Here is a 19,144-nt window from a genome sequence, read left to right as displayed (position 1 = left end):
GTTCAAGTGGCGACCGTCCGCGGTTGAACACGTCCCGCGTGCCAAGCACGGCGGCCGGCGCGACCGGATCAGCGGCAGATCAGATAGCCGTCCGCGCGCCGGCCAGCGCCCGCCACAGCGCTTCGGCCGAGTCATCGGCGCGGCAGGCCTCCAGCAGCAGCCACTCCAGGTCGGCGAGGAGGTCTGCCGAGTTTCGTCCTGGAGCGAAGCCAGGGTCGACACCGACGGAACAGAACGCCCTCGGTGCCAGGACGTGCAGGTAGAAGAAGAGCCGGGCGTTCATGGCTGGGTGATCCGTAGCCAGGCGGTTGATCCTGGACGCCCCCAGTTGCTCGGCCAGCAACTCGGCCGTGGGCTCGGGCGTCGCGCGACCCTCGCCCTGCCGGCCCCCCACGTCCTCCCGGACGTCGTTAAAAAAGCAGGAGCCGTTGATGGGGATCACACGAGCCGCACTGACCTCGGACACCAGGGCGTCGAGCGCCCTGGGGTCGCACTCACTGTGGCGGTACGCCAGCAGCTCCGCCTCCGCCGTCCGCAGCAGGTACCTCGAGAACGGCTCGTCGGCCACTGTGAGGCAGAGGAGCGCGTTCTGGTTGAAGGCGCCGACCAGGCGGCGCTGCTCGGCGGCGAAGCGGGTGGCCACGATCATCCGCGTCGCCACGTGCCGCTCCCCCAGGTACGCGCCGATCACCAGGAGCAGGCCCGCGTGCACCACGAGGGCCGGACTGAGCCGGTGCTTCCGGCCGAGGCCGGTTGCGGCGGTGGTCAGCGCGGTGGACCGCAGCTCCGACCACTCCAGGTTGGCGCCTGACGTGCCGGTGTCGCTGCCGAGCACCGCCGGTGGGAGGCGTTCGAGGTGACAGCGCCAGAAGTCGAGCGACTGCCGGTTACGCTGCCGGCCCGCCTCGGATCGCTCCCAGACCGCCCGCTCCACCGGCTGGGTGCCGGCCGGGCGCAGGCGGGACGGACCGCCGCGCAGCAGAGCGGTGAGGTCCTCCTTGAGGATGCGCAAACTCCACCCGTCGACCGCGAGGTGGTTGAGGACGAGGACCAGCCAGACCGGTACGCCCGCACGGGTGATCATGCCGAGGCGCAGGGGTCCATCGGCGGCTGCGTCGAAGGCGACGACGCGCATCTGGTTGGCCACCACCGTTGCGGCACCCGCCGTCGTGGCCGAGCCGGCATCGAAGACCTCGACCGGTACCGTGCACTCGTCGACCACCCGCTGGATGAGCTCGCCGTCGAGGTCGAGGTACCGCGAACGCAGCGACTCGTGCCGCACGACGAGCGCGGCAATGGCGGCGCCGGCCTGCGACGACGTCGTTCCGGGCGGCACTTCGCAGTGCAGCACCAGATTGGTGCTCGCGTCACCCGGAGGTAGCCAGGCCAGCACGTCCCACATGGCGATCTGCCCCCACGTCAACGGGGCGTGTGCACGACGCCCGCCGGTGACCGGCAGCTCGAAACGATGGACGGATTGCAAGATCGCACCCCCCGTGGAATCGCATGTCGCATGGACCGCCGGCACGGCCACGGCGATTGCTGAACCAATCATGCGAAGAACGAGTGCCTTGCATAAGGGCTCGCGCCACCGACACACTTCGAGCGTGTTCCGGCAGTAGACCATGTCGCGCGCAAGCAGGCTGGTCGCGGCACTGACGACCGCGACGGCGCGGGGTTCTCCTGCCATACCGGACAGCGCGCCGGCCAGCGCAGCATGCGAGCCGGCGTGGTCGGGGCGGCCAGCGCAGGTCGAGAGGAGTGCACGCGTACACATGGGATCTATGAACGTCGAACTGGACGCCGAGCTCCCGGCGGGTGAGTCGCCATCGGCGGCCGCCCTCCTGGAGTTGTGCGCGATTCTCCTGCCCGCCACCACACGCGAGCCGACACTCGATTCGAACCTCTTCGAGCTGGGCGCCGACTCACTGACCATCACGGCCCTCGCCGCCGAGATCCAGGCCCGCTGGGGTGTCGCGCTCGATCCGTCCGACCTGTTCCTCGCGGAGGACCTCGCCGAGGTGTACGCGCAGCTGACGGCGGAACGCGCCGGAGACATCCGGGCCGTGCTACCGGCCCGGCCGGCGGGGCCTCTGCGGGGAAGCTGGGAACAGCTCGCCCGCCTTCGTTCGGACGGCCCCTGGACCGGCCCGGGCCCACGCGGTACCACGATCGAGGTCGACGTGCGGGTCACCGGACGGCTGGACGAGGAGCGGCTGCGCGGCGCGCTGCGGGCGGTCGCGGCCCGCCACGAGGCGCTGCGTTCGGTCCTCGGCCCGGCCGGCGAACTGGCCCTGCGCGACGAGCCCCCGACGCTGCTCGACGCCGTCCACGACCGGACGGCAACCGACACGACGACGAACGGCACGGTGAGCCCGGGTGCGCTCTGGCGAGCCCGACTGGACCTGACGGACCGGCACACGGAGCTGTCGTTGTGGCTGGACCGGCTGGTGGCGGACGAGGGTTCGGTGCCGATCCTGCTGGCCGACCTGGCCCGCGCCTACAACAGCGGAGCGACGGCGCTGTCGGTGGCCTCGCCCGGCTTCTACGACTGGGCGGCCTGGCAGCGCGCGACGTACCCCACCGAGCAGGCCGTGCCGGCGGCGGCACGGCCGGCGGCCTGGCTCGCGTCCCGGACTCGTTGGCCCGCCGGTCTGGTGGTCGCGCTGTCCCGGATGGCGGAGCAGTGCGCCGTCGGCCTCGACGACGTCCTCACCCTGGTCCTCGGGCTGACGCTCGGGCAGTCCGACGCGTCCGGTGGTCCGGTGCGCATCTGCGTTCCGCTCGCCAACCGCGACGACCCCCGGACCCGCGAGCTGGTCGGGCCCGTACACACCCGCGCGGTCCTCACGCTCGTACCAGACGGCACGGCGCCGGTCACCGAGGCGCTGCGCGCTGTCCGACGCGCCCGTGACGACGTCGCCCCGTCCGCCTCGGCCCCGTACGGCTCGCACCAGCCACGGCCGGACACCACAACCGGCAGCCCAGCGGCCGGCGCCCCCTTGGCGCTGGTGAGCCTGCGCACCGGGATCGCCGGGACGATCCAGCTGGGCGGAGCCCGAGGTGACTGGAGGATCCGCGCGAAACAGCCCGGACACCTCGACGTGCCGCTGTCGCTGGAGGGCACCCTCGACGACGACGGCAACCTGGAACTGGTGCTCTGGCACGATGCGGGGCACTGCGACGGCGAGGCGACCGAACGGCTGCTGGGCGAGCTGACCACGCTCGCGGAATCCTTCCTGACCCGGCGCAACCAACCGGTGGCGCGGATCGTGGACGGGCTGACGCGGACCCACCGCGGTGAACTCTCGGACGGAGGCAGGTGACATGGGCAAGCAGGCACAGCTCCGCGATGCCCTCACAGTCGACGGGGATCTCCTGGATCATGCGCTCGTCCAGGACGGCAGAGTGCTGCTGGTGGCCGCCGCCGGTCGGCTGACCGCCCTGGACGTCCGGCTGCTTGTGGACCGGACGGCGGATCCGGACGAGGCGCCGGACACCGTCGTCATCGTCGACCGCGTTCCCCGCGACAGCGACGGTGTGCCCGGCAACGATTGGCGGGACGTCGAGGTCGAGCAACACCGGTACGCGGCTCCCACGTCACCGCTTGAGGAGGCGGTCGCAGCGATCTGGGCCGACGGGCTCGGGGTGTCCCGGGTCGGCGTCGAGGACGATTTCCTCGACCTCGGTGGCGACTCGTTCGCGGCGGTGGCGATTGCCGAACGGATGGAACAGGAGTGCGGCATCAGCGTCTTCGCCGCCGACCTGTACCAGCTCGGGACCGTCCGACAACTGACCGCGCAGGCCGAGGGCGGGACGGCTCGATGACCTCGGCGCTCCCCCGGGGGCCGCTGCCGACGTACCGGCGGATGCGGGAGCTGGCGCGAACCGCGCCGGACCGGCCCGCCGTCTCCGCCCGTGGCGCCGACGGACGATGGTCCTCGTTGACCCGTGCCGAGCTGGTCGCGCTCGCCGAGGCGCAAGCCACCCGGCTCCTGGCCGAGTCACCGGCCCCGTACACGGTGGTGGCGCTCCCCAACAGCACCGGGTTCTTCGTGGCGGTGCTCGCCTCCTGGTGGGCGGGGCGCACGCCGCTGGTCGTCCCGCCGGAGAGCACGGCACCGGAGCTGGTGCGGCTTTTCAGCAGCGTCGGCCGGCCCCCGGAGGAGATTTTCACCTTCACCGAGTCGGTGTTGGCCACCCCGGTGGGAAGCATGGGCACGTCGACGACGGGCCGCACGGCGGCGACCGTGGCCGTCGCTACGGCCGAGCCTGCGGTCGCCTGGTACCTGCCGTCGGGCGGTAGCACCAGCCTGCCCCGCCTGGTGCCCGTTGCGGGTCTCCCCGCCGAGCAGCTCTCCGGTCAGTCGACGCTGCTGGCCGCCGTGGGTTGGCGGCCCGACGCGGACCACCTGGTGCTCGGCCCGCTGTCGCACGCGGCCCCCTTCACCTGCGCGCTCACCGGCCTGGTGTACGGCAACCATGTGGTGGTGGTCGACCGGTTCGCGCCGGGGGCCGTGCGGGACGCGGTACGCCGGGTGCCTCCGACGTGGTGCCAGCTCACCCCGCACCAGATGGCGGTCATCGGCGCCGATCCGGCGTTCCTGCGCACCTTCGGTGCACGGCTGGTCGGTGTCCTGCACACCGCCGCGCCGTGCCCGGCGACGGTGAAGCGGGCATGGCTGGACGGAATCGGCGCCGACCGGGTGTACGAGTTGTACGCCAGCACCCAGATGGTCGGCGCCGTGGTCAGCCGGGGTACCGACTGGTTGGAGCGTCCAGGCACAGTGGGGCGGCCCTACATGACGCAGGTGCGGATCCTCGACGAGAAAGGCCTCGCCCTACCCCCCGGCCAGGTCGGCGAGGTCTACCTCCGTACCGCCGTCACCCGTCGACTCTCCGCAGCCCAGACTGGACATCTGCGGGGTCGGCCGGGCGGCTACTTCAGCGTCGGCGACCTCGGGTACCTCGACGAGGACGGCTACCTCTTCCTCGTCGACCGGGTCGACGACGTCATCATCGTCGGCGGCGCCAATGTCAGTGCCCGCGAGGTCGAGCAGACCCTCACCGCGCACCCGGCGGTCGGCGAGGCGCTGGTGGTGGGCCGGCCGGACCGGCTGCTGGGGCAGCGGGTGCACGCGTTGGTCGTGCCGGCTGACGCCGACACCGTGCCGGGCACCGCCGAGTTGCGCGAGCACTGCGTGGGGCTGCTCGCTCCACACAAGGTGCCGGCCTCGATCGAGGTGATCCCGAAGTTCGAGCGGTCGCACGCTGGGAAGATCCAGCGCTTCCGCTACCGGTGAGCGCGCACGCCGGGAACGCCGGTGTTCAACTGCGGCCGTGCCGCAGTTGAACACCACTGGCCCGCGTTGCGGACTGTGGCGGCGGCCAGGCGTGTACACCCCCCGCGGGGGGCGTGTCTCATACCTTCTCCACCAGGTAGTCGCCGAGGCAGAGCGCGTCGAGGTCACTGTCCTGGAACGTCGCCAGGGCATCGGCCGGGGTCTCGACGATCGGTTCCCGGTCGTTGAACGACGTGTTGAGCACGACCGGCACTCCGGTGATCTTCTCGAAGTGCTCGATGAGCGCGCCGAACTGCGGCGCGACAGCCGGGTCGACGGTCTGCACCCGCGCGGTGCCGTCGACGTGCACGACGCCCGGAATCGCGTCCCGGCGCTCCGGGCGGACGACCGGCGCCAGCAGCATGAACGGCGACGGCCCGTCCAGCTCGAACCAGTCTGTCGCGCGATCGACGAGCACCGCCGGGGCGAACGGCCGGAACGGCTCGCGATGCTTGATCCGGTTGTTCAGCGCGTCGCGGCTCTCGACGGTCCGCGGGTCGGCCAGCATCGAGCGGTACCCGAGGGCCCGCGGGCCCAGTTCGCTGCCCCCGGTGAACCAACCGATCAGCTTCCCGTCGGCGATGAGTTGGGCGGCGCAGGCCGCGATGTCGCTCTCGCGCCGGTAGCTGAACGGCGCGAAACGCCGCTCGACGAGGCCGGACCGAGGATCCCGCTGCAGGGTCAGTTCGATCTCGGCGGTGCTGTAGGCGCGGCCGAGCGAATCGGATCGGAACACCGGCCGGGGCATCTCCCCTGTGAGCTGCTGCATGCCGTACAGGGCGTTGCCCAACGCCTGGCCACGGTCGGAGGCGGCCGGCGGTACGAACAGATCGGCGACGCCGGGCAGGCGGCGGATGCGGTCGTTGGCCACGCAGTTCAGCGCCACCCCGCCGGCCAGGCAGACGTTGTCGTACCCGACCTCGGCGACGTTCTGCAGGACCAGCGCGCAGAGGGCTCGCTCGACCTCCGCCTGTAGGAACGCGGCGGCCTCGATACCCCGCTGGTCAGCGCCGAGCGAGCCGAGCGGGCCGAAGTCCAACCCGTGCCGGCGGGCGTACGCCACGACGCCACGCGCGTGCGTCTGGTCGAGCCGGCCGGTCACCCGCCCGTCCTGTACGTCGAAGAGCACGTTGGCGAAGGTCGTCGGGTCCCCGAACGACGCGAGGGCCATGGTCTTGCCCGCCTCCTGGAAGTTCCAGCCCAGGTATTCGGTGAAGGCCTCGTAGGTGGCGCCGATCGCGCCGGCCCGGGGGCGTTCCGGGTCGTTCCCGCCCAGCCGGACGAGCCCGTCCGGGGTGCCCGCGTAGTACGTCTCCGTGTCCGTGTTGTTGCCGCCGCCGTCGGTGACGATGACCGTGGCGTGGGTGAATTCACTCAGGCAGAAGGCCGTGTAGGCATGCGACAGGTGGTGATCGACGACGCGTACCCGGTCGTCCGGGACGCCGAGGTGTGACAGCCCCGTCTCGGCGACCGTGATCTGCTGGCCGTAGTTGCTCGCCACCACGAGGTCCACGTCGGACAGCCGCATCCCGGCGGCGCGGAGGCAGTAGAGCAGTGAGGCCTGCCAGCCCGGCGAGTACCGGCTCCGGTTCAGCCGTTCCTCGCCGATCGCGACCATGCGGGTGGGGGTGAGCAGGGCTGCTCCACCGTCATGACCGAAGTTGATGCCGACGACACAGGGCTCGTCCACACTCACGTTTCCTCCAGCGGCCGGGGATCGAGCAACAGGCCGATTCAGGCCGGCCAATCGCACGGGCAAGTATCAGCGCCTTCCCGGCCAGTCGGGAAGCGGCTCTAATCAAAGCATTGACATGTCGGAGGGCGCTGGAAACCATGGCATGACGAACGCGGACCAACCGCGATGCCGCCCGCTCCACCGCTGACGGCGACGATTCGGACCGCACCGCTTTCGCATTTACTCTGCGTATGTACGGGGGGCTCACGAATGGCAGATCGAGCACGTGGATACCACTTCGTGTCCGATCGCCTCGCCATTCCGGATGCGGACGCCGGAACGCTATTGAGTACGGCCATCCGGTCCGACTGGTATCCGGTGCACATCGTTCGCTCCGAGTCGGAAACCATTGAGCGCCTCCTCCACGAACTGGCTGGTCGACGCGCGGCGATTATCACCGACGAAACTGTTGCCGCCCGGCATGGCCAGCGGTTGGCCGACACGCTCGCGGCCCGTGGGGTCTCCGTGTCGATGACATCCTTTCCACCCGGCGAGGGCAACAAGAGCATGGCCACCGCCATCGGGCTGTTCGACTGGTTGGCCGCCAGCGAGGTTCGGCGCCGCGACGTCGTGGTGGCCGTGGGCGGCGGCGTGGTGATCGACACCGTCGGGTGGGTGGCCAGCGCGTACATGCGCGGAGTCCCCTACATCAATGTGCCGACCACCCTGCTGGCCGACGTCGACGCCGCGCTCGGTGGCAAGGTCGCCGTCGACCACGACAGCGCCAAGAACCTGATCGGGGGCTTCTACCAGCCGAAAGCGGTCGTAACCAACATCGGCTATCTGGACACCCTGGACGACCGGCACCTCCGTGCCGGCTTGGCGGAAGCGGTCAAGAAGGGCATCATCGCCTCGCCCGATCTCTTCGAGCTGATCGAGAACGAACGGGAGCAGATCCTGGCGCGCGACCCGGACATCTTGCGCCGGCTCGTCCATGGCGCCAGCGCGGTCAAGTGCCGTCTTATTGAGCGCGACCCGTACGAGTTGGACCTCGCTCGCCCTCTCAACCTGGGGCACACCGTCGGGCACGCCTTGGAGACCGTCACCGGCTACGGTCCGGTGCTGCATGGCGAGGCCGTCGCCTTCGGCATCGTCACTGCGGCGCATATCGCAGAGCGCCGCGGGCTGCTCGACCGGGAGACTCTGCGGCGCTTCGTCGACCTGCTGGCCCGGATCGAGCTCCCCACCAGCCTGGCGGAGCTCGCCGTCGAGGTCGACCCGGCGGCCGTGGTCGCGGCGCTGGGCCAGATTCGCAAGATCCGGGACGGCAGCCTGCGGTTCGTGCTGCCGACCGCACTGGGCAAGGTCGTCATCGCCGACGACGTGGCCGACCGGGAGATCCACATCGCGCTGGGCGAGTTCGCCGGGTCCCGACTATGATCACCCTCATCGTCGGACAAGGCCTGATCGGCGGTGCGGTCCGTGACGAGCTGAGCAGACGGGGACAGGCCCCGGTGACGGTCGCCCGCTCGGCGCGGGCCGACGTTCCCGGTCTTCCCCAGTCGACCGGCGCTCACCTGCGGCACGACCTCGACCTGCCGGGGGGCCGGGCCGCGCTCCGCGCCGACCTCGAGCGGATCGGGCCGGACCGGATCGTCCTCACCCACGGACCGAGCGACGTGAGCTGGATGGAGGAGAACGAGGAGCGGGCCGCCCGGATCCACTGCGGGGTGGCCCGGCTCGCCGCCGACTCCGGCGTACCGACCCTGCTCATCTCCACCGACAACGTCTTCTCCGGGGAGCGTGGCCTGATGCGGCCCACCGACCCGGTGGCGCCGCGCAACGCGTACGGCCGGCTGAAGGCCGAGGCCGAACGGGTGGTGCTGGGCAGCGGGGGCGCCGTGCTGAGAGTCAGTCTCGTCTACGGAGACGCCGGCGCCGCGTACCGGCCGACGTACGCTCAGCGCTGCCTCGCCGCTGCGGCGGCTGGTGCCTCGTTCCCGGCCCCCGTCGACCAGTCGTTCACGCCGATCCACATCGACGACGTCGCCCGCGTCGTCGCGGCCCGCATCACGGCACCAGCGAATGCCAGATCAGAGGCCGGAACGGTGGAGCACCTAGCCGGGCCCCAGGAGCTGAGCCGGTACGAGTTCGCCCGGCTGTCCTACGCCGCCGCCGGCGCCGATCCCGAGCTGGTCCTGTCCTGCCTGCGCCGCGACACCCCCTGGGCGTCCCGGCCCCGCTACTCAAGCCTCGCCTGCACCGACTACGGCGCCCTGTTACCCGGGCACTGGCCGCCCGCGAGGCCAGCCGCAGGGCTACGACGCATGGTGTCGGCACCCGCCGAGGCGGCGGCAACGTGATCGCCCCCGCCGCCGCCCGGTTCGCCATCGACGCGGGCGGGAGCCGAACCCGGGTACGGGTCGAGCCGGTGGACGGCCCGCACCGGATCGCCGAGTACCCGACCATCAACCGCGCCGCCGTTTCGGCGGACGGGGCCGACGCCGTACTGGCCCGGATCCTCACCGACGTGCGTGACTGGATCGGCACCGATCCCGGTGTGGGCTGGCTGGCCAGCGCGGCAGCCGACGAGCACAGCCTCCGCAGCGAGTCCGTCCGCGTCGGGCGCGCCGCCGCACACCACCAGGTCAACCTCGACCTGGTGCTCTCCAACGACATCGTGCCGATGCTGTGGGGGCCGCCGACTCTGGGCGGTACCGGCGTCGCAGTGGTCTGCGGCACCGGCTCGGGCTTCCTCGGGGCGCACGACGACGGTCGCATCCTGCGGGTCGGTGGTTGTGAGTACCTCGGCAGCGACGAGGGCAGCGCCTGCGACCTCGGCTGGCGCGGACTGCGCGCCGCGGTCCGCGCGGCCGACGGCCGTGGACCGGCCACCGATCTGGTGGCCGCGTTCGAGACCCGGGCCGGTTGCCGGGTCACCGAGCTGGCCCGGGAGCTGGCCGGCGAGCCTTTCCCGAAGCAGCACCTGGCCAGGCTCGCCCCGGTGGTCTGCCGAGTGTGGCTGGACGACGACGCGGTCGCCACCGGGCTGGTCGGGGCCGCCGTCGACGAGCTGGTGCTCGGCGTTCGCACCGTGGCCGAGCAGCTCGACCTGCCGTCCGGGTACGCGGTCGCTGCCGTCGGCGGGGTGCTGACCGGCTGCCCCGAGTTCTTCGCCGCGCTACGCGCCCGGCTCAGCAGGGAAGGAGTCGACCGGGTGGAACTCATCACCGACACGGTCACCACCGTGGCCGGCGCGCTGCGGCACGTCGTGGGCGCCGACGGACGGCTCGTCCTGCCGACCGCGCTACGCCCGCACGCCCGCCTGGTGCGACAGTGAGCACGCCCGGTGTCCAGCTCGGCGTCTGCCTCGCCGCCCACTCCCCCCTCGGCCTGCGCCGCGCGCTGGAGGTGACCACGGACCTCGGCGATCTCTGGCTCGACGTGCCGACCGACACGCCGCTGGGGCTGATCGACCCACGCCGCTGCTTGCGCGACCGGGACTACCTCGACGAAGTGGCGACGGCGTTGGGTGGTGCCCGGGTCGGCTGCGTGAGCAACAGCCGCGACGCCCAACTCCTGCTCGGACCGCACGGTCGACACACCGATCCGGTCGCCACCGGGACGCCCGCACGCAAGCGCGAACACGCCGTCGCCTGCGCCCTCGGATCGATCCGGCTCGCGGAGCGGGTTGGAGCGCCAGCGGTCCGGCTGCTGGTCGGTTGCCCCGACTTCGCCTACTGGCTCTCCTGGCCGGGCGACACCGGCGGCTGGGACCACAACGTCGCCGAGTTCTTCACCCACGCCGAGCCGATCATGGCAGCCGCGCGCGACAGTGGCCTGCGCATCCTGCTGGAGCCGCACCCCAGGCAGATCGTCTACGACCGGATCAGCAGCGCCTCGGTGCTGTACAACGCGCACCCGGACGCGGGACTGATCGACCTCTGCGTCGACCCGGCGAACCTGGCCGCGATGGGCCATGACCCGGTCGCCGCCGTGACGGGTTGGGGACGCCGGATGTACTCGGTACACGCCAAGGACCTCCAGCGCTCCGGCCACGTCGTCCAGCCGCCGGGGAACGGGTGGAGCCGGTACGGCCCACAGCCGCCGATCCGGTTCCGATCGCTCGGCTGCGGAGAGCTCGACTGGCCGGCCATCGTCGCGGCGCTGCTCGACGAGGGCTTCGCCGGGGTGGTGTACGTGGAGCACGAGGACGTCCTGCTGCCCAGGGAGCAGAGCCTCGCCCGCAGCCTGGCGCTGCTGGGCTCTCTGTTGCCGGCCGGGACGCCGGAGGGGCGGACATGGTGACAAGCGGGAGGACGTGGTGACAGGCATGCACGACGTACGCGCGGTGCTGCTCGCCGGCGGTCGGGGCGAGCGGATGGGCCGGCTGACGGGCCAGCGGCCGAAGCCGCTGGTTCCGTTCGGAGGACAGTGCCACCTCATCGACTTCAGCATCGCCAACGCACTGCGCTCCGGCCTGACCGAGGTACTCCTGCTGTCGCACTTCAACGAGGACCGTCTGATCGACTACCTGCGGTCGACCTGGGAGTTGCCGGGCCGGCTGCACATCCACCTCGGCCCGCACGACCGTGACGTCCGATCGGGCCGGGACCTCACCGCTCTCGCCCCGCGCCCGCCCGAGCGCGGTACCGCTGAGGCGCTGCTGGCCAACGCCGAGTTCATCTTCACCGACCGGTACCGCGACGTGCTGGTGCTGCACGCCGACCATGTCTACCACTACGACTACCAGCCGATGCTGACCCACCACCGGTCCACAGGTGCCGCCCTGACCATCGGCTACCAGGAGATCCTGCCCGAGTACGTCAAGCTGTTCGGGATGGTGGAGTTCGACGCCGACGGCTGGCTCACCGCGTTCGTGGAAAAGCCCGCGCAGCCGACCAGCAACCTCGTCTTCAGCGCCTTCTGCCTCTTCGACCAGGCGGTGCTCGACCGGTATCTAACGAAGCTGAGCACCACCGACTGGCGCTACGACCTCAGCCGCGACGTCATCCCCGCGATGCTGGCGGCCGGTGAGCGAATTGCGGGGTACCCGGTCGAGGACTACTGGGAGGACATCGGCACGGTCGACCGCTATCACCGGGCCCACCTGCGGCTACTCGGTCCAGAGCCGACCATGCTGCCGGAGCGGATGCCCCGCACCCTGGCGCCGGATCTGGTCCGTTCGACCGTGTCGACCGGCCCGGGCCTGCGCGACAGCCTCTACGCGACGGACCTGCGCAACGAGGGCTCGGTCGAGGAGTCCGTCATCTATCCGGGGGTGCGGATCGGCGCCGGTGCCATCGTCCGCCGCAGCGTCGTACTGCCGGGCGGCTCCGTCGCCGACGGGGTGTCCGTGCTGGACAGCATCGTCCTCGACGGCGAGCGTGTCGACGCCGACCGGGCGGGATTCTGAGTGAGGAGCAAGTCCATGCAACTCGACCAACCGCCGGTGCTCGTCGCCGCCAAGGCCGCCCCGGTGGCCCACGAACTGGTCGACGGCGAGGTGGTGCCCCGGCTCAACGGCAGCACCGGCAGCGTCGCCGGCGACATCGCGAGCGGCTTCGCTGTCACCGTCGTCGCCAGCGCCGCGACGGACGCCGACATCGAGATGACCCGCCGTCACCCGGAAGGCCTCACCGTACGCTCTGCCGGCGGGCGCGACATCAGCCTGCACCTGGTCCGGCACGCCCCGGAGACGCTGTCTCCGCAACGGTACGGGCACGTCACCGAACTGCTCTGGCACTCGATGCACGGATTGTGGAACGGGGCGACCGAGCCGACGTTCGAGACCAGGAGCCGGCTGGCCTGGGAGTCCCTGCACGCGCTCAACGGGGACATCGCGGCGGCACTGCTGCGGCAAGCTGGTTGTTCCGGCGCTGTCTACCTCGTGCAGGACTACCAGCTCAGCCTGGTACCGCGGCGGCTGCGCGACGCCGACCCCGACGCCCGAATCCTCTACTTTCACCACATCGCCTGGCCCAACCCGGACGGGCTCGCGATGCTGCCCACCACCGTGGTTGACGACCTGCTCGCCGGGGTGCTAGCGGCGGACGTGGTCGCGTTCTTCGCCGATCGCTGGCGGCGGCAGTTCCTGCGCAGCGTCGAGGAGCTGGTGCCGGGTGCCCGGATCGACCATGTCGCCGGCACCGTCGAGCACGCCGGACGAGTGATCCGGGTCGCGGTCGAGCCGCTCAGCTACAGCGCCGAAGCGCTGTCCGGCCTGTCGCCGCTGTGGCCGGAGGACCTGGCCACGTGGGCCGGCGACCGTCCGCTGGTCGTGCACGCCGGCAGGACCGACCCGATCAAGAACGCGGACCGAGCGGTCGCGGCGTTCGCGCACGCGATGACCGAGCGGCCGTCCACCGACGCCCGGCTGCTGGTACGACTGCAACCGCACCGGCTCGGCATCGCCGCCAACGCCGACTACCGCGACCGGGTGGTACGGGCCGTCACCGAGGCCAACGACCGCCTCGGTGAGGAGCGGGTGCGCCTGCTCGTCGACGACGACCGGCGGCTGACGCTGGGCTGCCTGGCCCGGGCAGACGTCGTACTGGTCAACTCGGTCATCGACGGTCAGAACCTGACCGCCTTCGAGTGCTCGGTGATCGGCGCACGCGACCCGGTCCTGGTGATCACGCCGACCTGCGGCGCGAGCGAGACACTCGGCGCGGACGCCCTGCTGGTGAACCCGTTCGACCTCATCGATTTGGCGGGGGCGATCAACAAGGCGATCGACATGCCGTCCGCCGAACGCACGGCCCGCGCGGCACGGATGCGAGAAGCCGGCGCACGCGTCGCCCTCCCGGTCTGGGCCGGACGGCAGCTCCGGCTGCTCGACCGTCCGCTGACCTCCTCGCCGAGGTGACTCCGACCGAGCGCCCCGGCGCGCTACTCCGGTACCCGCCGGTGGATCTGCTGATCGCCGCCGACCTTGACGGCACCCTGCTCCCCGCGACCTCGGCCGCACCCGACTGGCAGAACGAGCGCGGCCAGCTGCCCACCTTCTGCCATCGGCTCGACACGGCCCCCGCTGTCACGTTTGTCTGCGTCACCGGGCGGCGGGCCCTGAGCGCACGCCGAGTGCTCGGCGCATCCACCTGGGTGGTGGGACTGCACGGCGCCGAGATGCTGACGCCGTACTCGCGGGCGCCGGTGCAACATCCGGTACCGGCTGCGGTGCACCGCGCCCTCGCGGCCCTCGCCGGCGACCTCCAACGGTCCTGCCCAGCCGGGATGCACGTGGAGGACAAGCAGCTCATGCTGACCATCCACCATCCGGGACACCCGCCCGACACGGCGGCCCACACGCTCGCCGCCGTGACCGCCCGGGCCCGCGACGCCGGCCTGCAGGAGGTACGCGGACGCGGCTGGACCGAGTTCCGGCCACCATCGCTGCCGGACAAGGGCGACGCGGTACTCGACCTGGTCCGCCGGTTCCGCCCCCGGCGCTTGACGGTCGTCGGCGACGACCACGGCGACGCGCCGATGTTCCGCGCCGCGCGGGCGCTCGCCCGCCGGGGCACGCTGGCGCTGGCGGGGTGCGCGCACGTCCAGACACCCGGCGCGCACCCCGACAGCGAACGTCTCGCGGATGTGCTGCTCGACAGCCCCGCGAAGTGCCGCGCCTGGCTGCTCGACCTCGCCGCGACAACCGGCCCGCCGGACAGCGCCGGCCCGATCCGCTACCGCCAGTCCCACCAGTGAAGGGATCCATCAGATGACCACCTCCACCACCCAACCGGCCCGGGCCAGCGGCACGTTCGCAATCGGCGGCGACCTGCTGGTGAACCGGCTTGGCTACGGCGCGATGCGGCTCTCCGGACCCGGCATCTGGGGTCTGCCGGCCAACCCGGAGAATGCCGTAGCCGTACTGCGCCGCGCCGTCGAACTCGGCGTCACCTTCATCGACACCGCCGACTGCTACGGCCCGTACGTCAGTGAAGACCTGATCCGGCGCGCGCTGCACCCCTACCGAGACGTGACCATCGCGACCAAGGGTGGCGTGGTCCGACCCGGGCCGGGCGTCTGGGTGCCGGTGGGTCGACCGGAGTACCTGCGCCAGTGCGTGGAGATGAGCCTACGCCGGCTCGGACTGGACTGCATCGACCTGTATCAGCTGCACACCATCGACCCGCACGTGCCCCTCGCCGACCAACTGGGCGAGCTGGCCGCGCTGCGGGACGAGGGAAAGATCCGCCACATCGGCCTGTCGGAGGTGACCGTGGCCGAGATCCAGGCGTCCCGGGCCATCACTCCGATCGCCTCGGTACAGAACCTCTACAACCTGGCCGAGCGCCGCTCGGAGGAGGTGCTCACCTACTGCGACCGCGAGTCGATCTGCTTCATCCCGTGGTTCCCTCTCGGCAAGGGCGTGCTGGCCCGCGACGAAGGCGGTCTGGTCACGCTGGCCGAGGCGCACGGAGCGACGCCGTCGCAGGTCGCGCTGGCCTGGCTGCTGCAACGCTCGCCGGTGGTCGTGCCGATCCCGGGCACGACCAGTCTGGACCATCTGGCGGAGAACTGCGGCGCGGCAGCGGTGCGGCTCAGCGACGAGCAGATGAACGAGCTGACTAAGGTCGCCCCGGCGTGATCGATCCCGGCGGTCAGCGGGCCGGCGAACCGGGTCTCACCGGATCCGCCGGCCCGCCCGGTTGTCCGTGCCCGCCGCACGGTCAAAAGGTTCTCTCGCGCAGCATGGCGGAGTACCTGCCGTCCTAGAGTCGGCCAGCCCGCCACTCCGGGCTGGCCGCCGCTCGCGCGACGGCTGCCTCCAACTGCGCGCCGGTGATCAGTTCTTCGTGCGTGCCGGGCGCGCCGCAGGCGTACGCACCGGAGACCGCCCCGGCGAGCACGCACTCCTCCACCGGCCGTCCGGCGAACCACCGGCTCATGAAGGCCGTGCTGAACGCGTCACCGGCGCCGTTGCTGTCGACCACCGGACGCTCCGGCGCCACCGCCGGGAACCGGCGGACCCGGGGTTCGGCCCGGGTCAGAACGCGGGAGCCGGCCGCGCCCTCGGTCGCCACGACCACCTCGGTCCGACCCGCGTCCAGGAGGGCGCTCATCAGGTCCTCGATCTTCTCCGGCGCCGCAGCCGAACTGAGGAAGACCAGGTCTGCCTCGCGGGTATGCAGAAGGGGGTCCGACGTCACCCCGTCCCACGCGTGGATATCCGTGGACGTGGTGAGACCCAGCCGCCGTGCGTCGGCGAACGCCCCGAAACCCCGCCCCGAGGCGACGTGCACGTGCCTGGCCCGGGTGAGGAAGGGCAGGTAGAAGTCCGCCGGCAGGCGCAGGTCGGCGGGATGGCGCGGATCGTAGAAGGAGAACCTGCGGCCCTGGTCGTCGACCAGGTTGACGCTGCGGGACGTGCCCGAGGGCGCGGGCAGGTGGGCGAAGTCCAGTCCGACCTTGGCGTACCTGGCCAGCACCTGCGCACCCTGGGCGTCGTCGCCGAGGAAGTCGACGAACTTCGTCCGCAGCCCGAGCGTGTGGAAGCCCAGCGCCACACCGTTACCGGAATGCGCGACGTAGTCCAGGATAGGCGGTACGGCGTAGTTGTCGCCGGACGGAATGTTGAGGTCGGGAACGCGGACGATGGTATCGACGCCCACTCCGCCGACCACCAGCACATCGTAATCCGTCATCGCATTCCTTCCGCCGGAACGGCTCCTCGGATAACCTGCCCGCAGGCACGGGCGCGCGCAGTATATGGGGGGGCCGATGACGGGTGGAATACAGCGATGGCCCTTGTCGTACGCGCAAAGCGCACGCCTCGCCCGCGACCGGATCAACGGACCTGTTCCCTTCAATGTCAATGCCAGTTTCGACGTCGACGGTCACATAGACGCGGAGCGGCTGCGTGGTGCGCTGACACAGCTCATGCGGTCGCATCCGGCGCTGCGGGGGCACCTGACGCCAGATGGCACCGCCATGCTGGTGCCGGACGAGGTAACGCCGGAGCTGATCGTGCGGACCGGCCTCACCGCCGACCAGGTCCAAGCCGAGGTCACGGCGGAAGCCGACCGCTTCCGTGACCGCCGACAGGGGCCGCTGTGGTCAAGCCAGCTGCTCACCCGAAGCGACGGGCGGCAGGTACTCACGCTTGCCTTCGACCACCTGGTCATGGACGCCAGCTCGCTCGATATCGTCCTGACCGACCTCGCCGCCGGTACCACCCGGGTGCCGGATCCCGCCGGACCCGACTCGTACGGCGCGTTCGCGGCGGAACAGCACGCGCGGTACGGCGCCGGTCATCCGCCCTCCCTGGGCTATTGGCAGCAACACCTGGCCGGTACCGCGCTCAACCGGCCCGTCGTACCGAAGTTCTGCCTCGACCCCGTCGGCCCGCTCTCCGGCCGACGCACCTCGGCCCGGATCGAGTTCGACGACCGCGAACGGCGGTCCGTCGTCTCGGGCGCCGCGTCCCAGCGGGTCACCGTCTTCACGGCGTACCTGGCGGCGGTGGCGGCGGTTCTGGCGGAGTCGTCGGGCGAGCGGGACGTCACGTTCCGGGTTCTGACCCACGGGCGCCGGCCTCCCTTCATCAGTACCGTCGGCTGGTTCGCGAACATGGTGTTGGTACGCCTCCGGTTCGCCGACCCACTCGACCTCGTCAGCCTGCTCGCCACGGTCCGCGAGACGTGGTTGCGACAGCTGCCGCACCAGAGTGTTCCGTACCCGCTGGTGCTCCGGTGGGTGGAGCCGGAGCGGACCATCAGCGACTATCGGCCCTCCGTGGTAACGGTGAACGCCTTCACGCCGGCCCCACCGGTACGGTTCGGATCGGCCCGCCTCATCGGCCGCCCCGACCCGGGTGGACTGGCGGAGGAGGCGGGACTGCACTTCATGCTCGGCCACGGCGCCAACGTGTTGACCATCGACTGCTGGCACGACCCGTTGCGGTACGCGGTGGCCGACGTCGCCGAACTGCTTGCCGCGCTGAAACAGCGGCTACTGAGCATCGCGGACCTTCCCCGGCCCGTCCGACGGCGAGCGTGACCGGCAGGAATTCGCAAGCGTTCGCAGGTACAGGGGAATCGGCTTCCACCGGGTTTGGCAGATCCGCGAAACTGTTCGGGACCAGGAATCGTCATCCACTTCGGCAATGGGAATCGCCGTTCCGGTCAGCCGGTGTCACGCATTCGCCGTTCCAACCGATCGGCAAAGGCGAGCCATTCCTCGGCGCAGCCGCGCGCCACTTCGGCTACCACGTACGCGCAGTGCGACGGCATTCGCTCGATCACCTGCTCCCATCCCTCAGGCCCACTGGCCCGGGAATATATCCACCGCAGTACGTGCCGGCCGGACTCGCTGAACCGCAGCGACGGATCCCGGTTCAGGTTGCGCAGCAGCGTCGCCCGGTCACGCCCGGCACCGCCGCCCGGACGGCCGACCCGGTTCTCGGCACCGGGCCGGCGCCGCTCCGATCCGGTGTGCCGGCGCCCAGGCGGCTGCCCGCGGCTCTCGTCGCGCTGCCCGGGCGGCACCGGATCGTCGCCCCGCCCCAGGCGGTCGCGAACGTCGCGTACCGTCGCGGGTGACAGCCCCACCAGCCGGGCCACCGCCCGCAGCGATGCCTGCGGATGCCGGGCAATGGTCTCGCTCGCGACACGCCGGGCCTCGGCGCTGCTCAGTGGCCGGACTCGGCCGTCTCGACCGATCCGGGCCGTGACCTGCTGCTTGCCCACGCCGCTACGCCTCCGGATGGCGGCGACGGTCTTGGCGGCGAGCCCGCTGATCTCGGCGATCGCCCGGTCCGAATGGTGAGGGTGCGAGGCGATGATCCGAGCTGCGGCGGCCTCCCGGTCCGCGAGTGTCAGCGGGAGCCCGTGCCCCACATTTGCGCGGACCGCCGCGACGAAGACCTCCCGCTCGTCGCCGTCGAAGAACTCGACAGCGATGGTCTCCTCGCCCCGGAGCACGGCCGCACGGAGCCGGTGCGCGCCGTCGACCACCCGCATGGTGGCGCGGTGCACGAGGATCGGCGGTAGCGGATCGTCGGATTGCGCCAGCAGCTGGACGTGCTCCGCATCCTCGCCGCTGAGCCGGGGTGAATCCCCTGGGACGAGTGAATCGATAAGAATTTGACGCGTTTCTACCCGACCGCTATGGCCGCCCATCC

General features: G+C 71.2%; 16 protein-coding genes. 12 read left to right on the top strand and 4 right to left on the bottom strand.

Annotated features, from left to right (window positions below; genetic code table 11):
• Positions 1 to 79: 79 nt before the first annotated feature.
• Positions 80 to 1,483, bottom strand: coding sequence for a condensation domain-containing protein (locus ACX27O_RS25265; protein WP_377633359.1), 1,404 nt, complete (start codon positions 1,481 to 1,483; stop codon positions 80 to 82).
• A gap of 301 nt (positions 1,484 to 1,784) precedes the next feature.
• Between ACX27O_RS25265 and ACX27O_RS25260 the strand changes: the two genes are divergently transcribed.
• From ACX27O_RS25260 to ACX27O_RS25250, 3 genes are read left to right on the top strand one after another with little or no spacing between them, the layout of a single operon-like run.
• The gene (locus ACX27O_RS25260) at positions 1,785 to 3,326 is read left to right on the top strand and encodes a phosphopantetheine-binding protein (protein ID WP_377633361.1); all 1,542 of its coding nucleotides are present in this window, start codon (positions 1,785 to 1,787) and stop codon (positions 3,324 to 3,326) included.
• 1 nt (position 3,327) lies between these two features.
• Entirely contained in the window at positions 3,328 to 3,828 is a 501-nt protein-coding gene (locus ACX27O_RS25255) for a phosphopantetheine-binding protein (protein ID WP_377633362.1), read from the top strand.
• A complete protein-coding gene (locus ACX27O_RS25250; RefSeq protein ID WP_377633364.1) occupies positions 3,825 to 5,303 on the top strand; it encodes a class I adenylate-forming enzyme family protein in 1,479 nt (492 codons plus the stop codon). The genes ACX27O_RS25255 and ACX27O_RS25250 overlap by 4 nt, the downstream gene beginning before the upstream one ends.
• 118 nt (positions 5,304 to 5,421) lie before the next feature.
• On the opposite strand, the gene ACX27O_RS25245 is transcribed toward ACX27O_RS25250, so the two are convergent.
• Complete coding sequence (locus tag ACX27O_RS25245) at positions 5,422 to 7,038, bottom strand: carbamoyltransferase family protein (RefSeq protein ID WP_377633366.1); 1,617 nt, start codon at positions 7,036 to 7,038, stop codon at positions 5,422 to 5,424.
• A 279-nt stretch (positions 7,039 to 7,317) separates the two neighbouring features.
• Here ACX27O_RS25245 and aroB point away from each other — a divergent pair, with 279 nt between their 5' ends.
• Genes aroB through ACX27O_RS25205 form a run of 8 tightly spaced genes read left to right on the top strand, consistent with a single transcriptional unit; the run spans position 7,318 to position 15,610 of the window.
• Positions 7,318 to 8,457, top strand: a complete 1,140-nt coding sequence (gene aroB, locus ACX27O_RS25240; protein ID WP_377633368.1) for a 3-dehydroquinate synthase — start codon at positions 7,318 to 7,320, stop codon at positions 8,455 to 8,457.
• Complete coding sequence (locus ACX27O_RS25235; RefSeq protein ID WP_377633370.1) at positions 8,454 to 9,380, top strand: SDR family oxidoreductase; 927 nt, start codon at positions 8,454 to 8,456, stop codon at positions 9,378 to 9,380. Before aroB ends, ACX27O_RS25235 begins: the two co-directional genes overlap by 4 nt.
• Positions 9,377 to 10,357 (top strand): BadF/BadG/BcrA/BcrD ATPase family protein, encoded by a 981-nt coding sequence (locus ACX27O_RS25230; RefSeq protein WP_377633372.1) that lies wholly within the window; start codon positions 9,377 to 9,379, stop codon positions 10,355 to 10,357. Before ACX27O_RS25235 ends, ACX27O_RS25230 begins: the two co-directional genes overlap by 4 nt.
• Positions 10,354 to 11,325: a sugar phosphate isomerase/epimerase family protein gene (locus tag ACX27O_RS25225; RefSeq protein ID WP_377633374.1), complete on the top strand. Its 972-nt coding sequence runs from the start codon at positions 10,354 to 10,356 to the stop codon at positions 11,323 to 11,325. Before ACX27O_RS25230 ends, ACX27O_RS25225 begins: the two co-directional genes overlap by 4 nt.
• 25 nt (positions 11,326 to 11,350) lie before the next feature.
• Positions 11,351 to 12,433 carry a sugar phosphate nucleotidyltransferase gene (locus ACX27O_RS25220; protein WP_377633376.1) on the top strand — a complete coding sequence of 361 codons (1,083 nt, stop codon included), beginning with the start codon at positions 11,351 to 11,353 and terminating at the stop codon, positions 12,431 to 12,433.
• Between the two features lie 15 nt (positions 12,434 to 12,448).
• On the top strand, positions 12,449 to 13,885 hold the full coding sequence (locus ACX27O_RS25215; RefSeq protein WP_458940178.1) for a trehalose-6-phosphate synthase: 1,437 nt from the start codon (positions 12,449 to 12,451) through the stop codon (positions 13,883 to 13,885).
• Positions 13,882 to 14,724, top strand: a complete 843-nt coding sequence (locus ACX27O_RS25210) for a trehalose-phosphatase (protein ID WP_377633379.1) — start codon at positions 13,882 to 13,884, stop codon at positions 14,722 to 14,724. The genes ACX27O_RS25215 and ACX27O_RS25210 overlap by 4 nt, the downstream gene beginning before the upstream one ends.
• A 13-nt stretch (positions 14,725 to 14,737) precedes the next feature.
• Positions 14,738 to 15,610 carry an aldo/keto reductase gene (locus ACX27O_RS25205; RefSeq protein WP_377633380.1) on the top strand — a complete coding sequence of 291 codons (873 nt, stop codon included), beginning with the start codon at positions 14,738 to 14,740 and terminating at the stop codon, positions 15,608 to 15,610.
• A 124-nt stretch (positions 15,611 to 15,734) separates the two neighbouring features.
• Here ACX27O_RS25205 and ACX27O_RS25200 read toward each other — a convergent pair whose 3' ends face one another.
• On the bottom strand, positions 15,735 to 16,667 hold the full coding sequence (locus ACX27O_RS25200; RefSeq protein ID WP_377633381.1) for a carbohydrate kinase family protein: 933 nt from the start codon (positions 16,665 to 16,667) through the stop codon (positions 15,735 to 15,737).
• Between the two features lie 64 nt (positions 16,668 to 16,731).
• Here ACX27O_RS25200 and ACX27O_RS25195 point away from each other — a divergent pair, with 64 nt between their 5' ends.
• Complete coding sequence (locus ACX27O_RS25195) at positions 16,732 to 18,021, top strand: condensation domain-containing protein (protein WP_377633383.1); 1,290 nt, start codon at positions 16,732 to 16,734, stop codon at positions 18,019 to 18,021.
• Positions 18,022 to 18,146: 125 nt separating this feature from the next.
• Here the strand turns inward: ACX27O_RS25195 and ACX27O_RS25190 are convergent, their stop codons facing one another.
• Positions 18,147 to 18,998, bottom strand: a complete 852-nt coding sequence (locus ACX27O_RS25190) for a ParB/RepB/Spo0J family partition protein (RefSeq protein WP_458940177.1) — start codon at positions 18,996 to 18,998, stop codon at positions 18,147 to 18,149.
• Positions 18,999 to 19,144: the final 146 nt, after the last annotated feature.

Source organism: Micromonospora sp. SD19 (assembly GCF_054462275.1).
The sequence above is the reverse complement of the archived record's forward strand: the minus strand, read 5'-3'. Positions and strand labels throughout refer to the sequence as shown.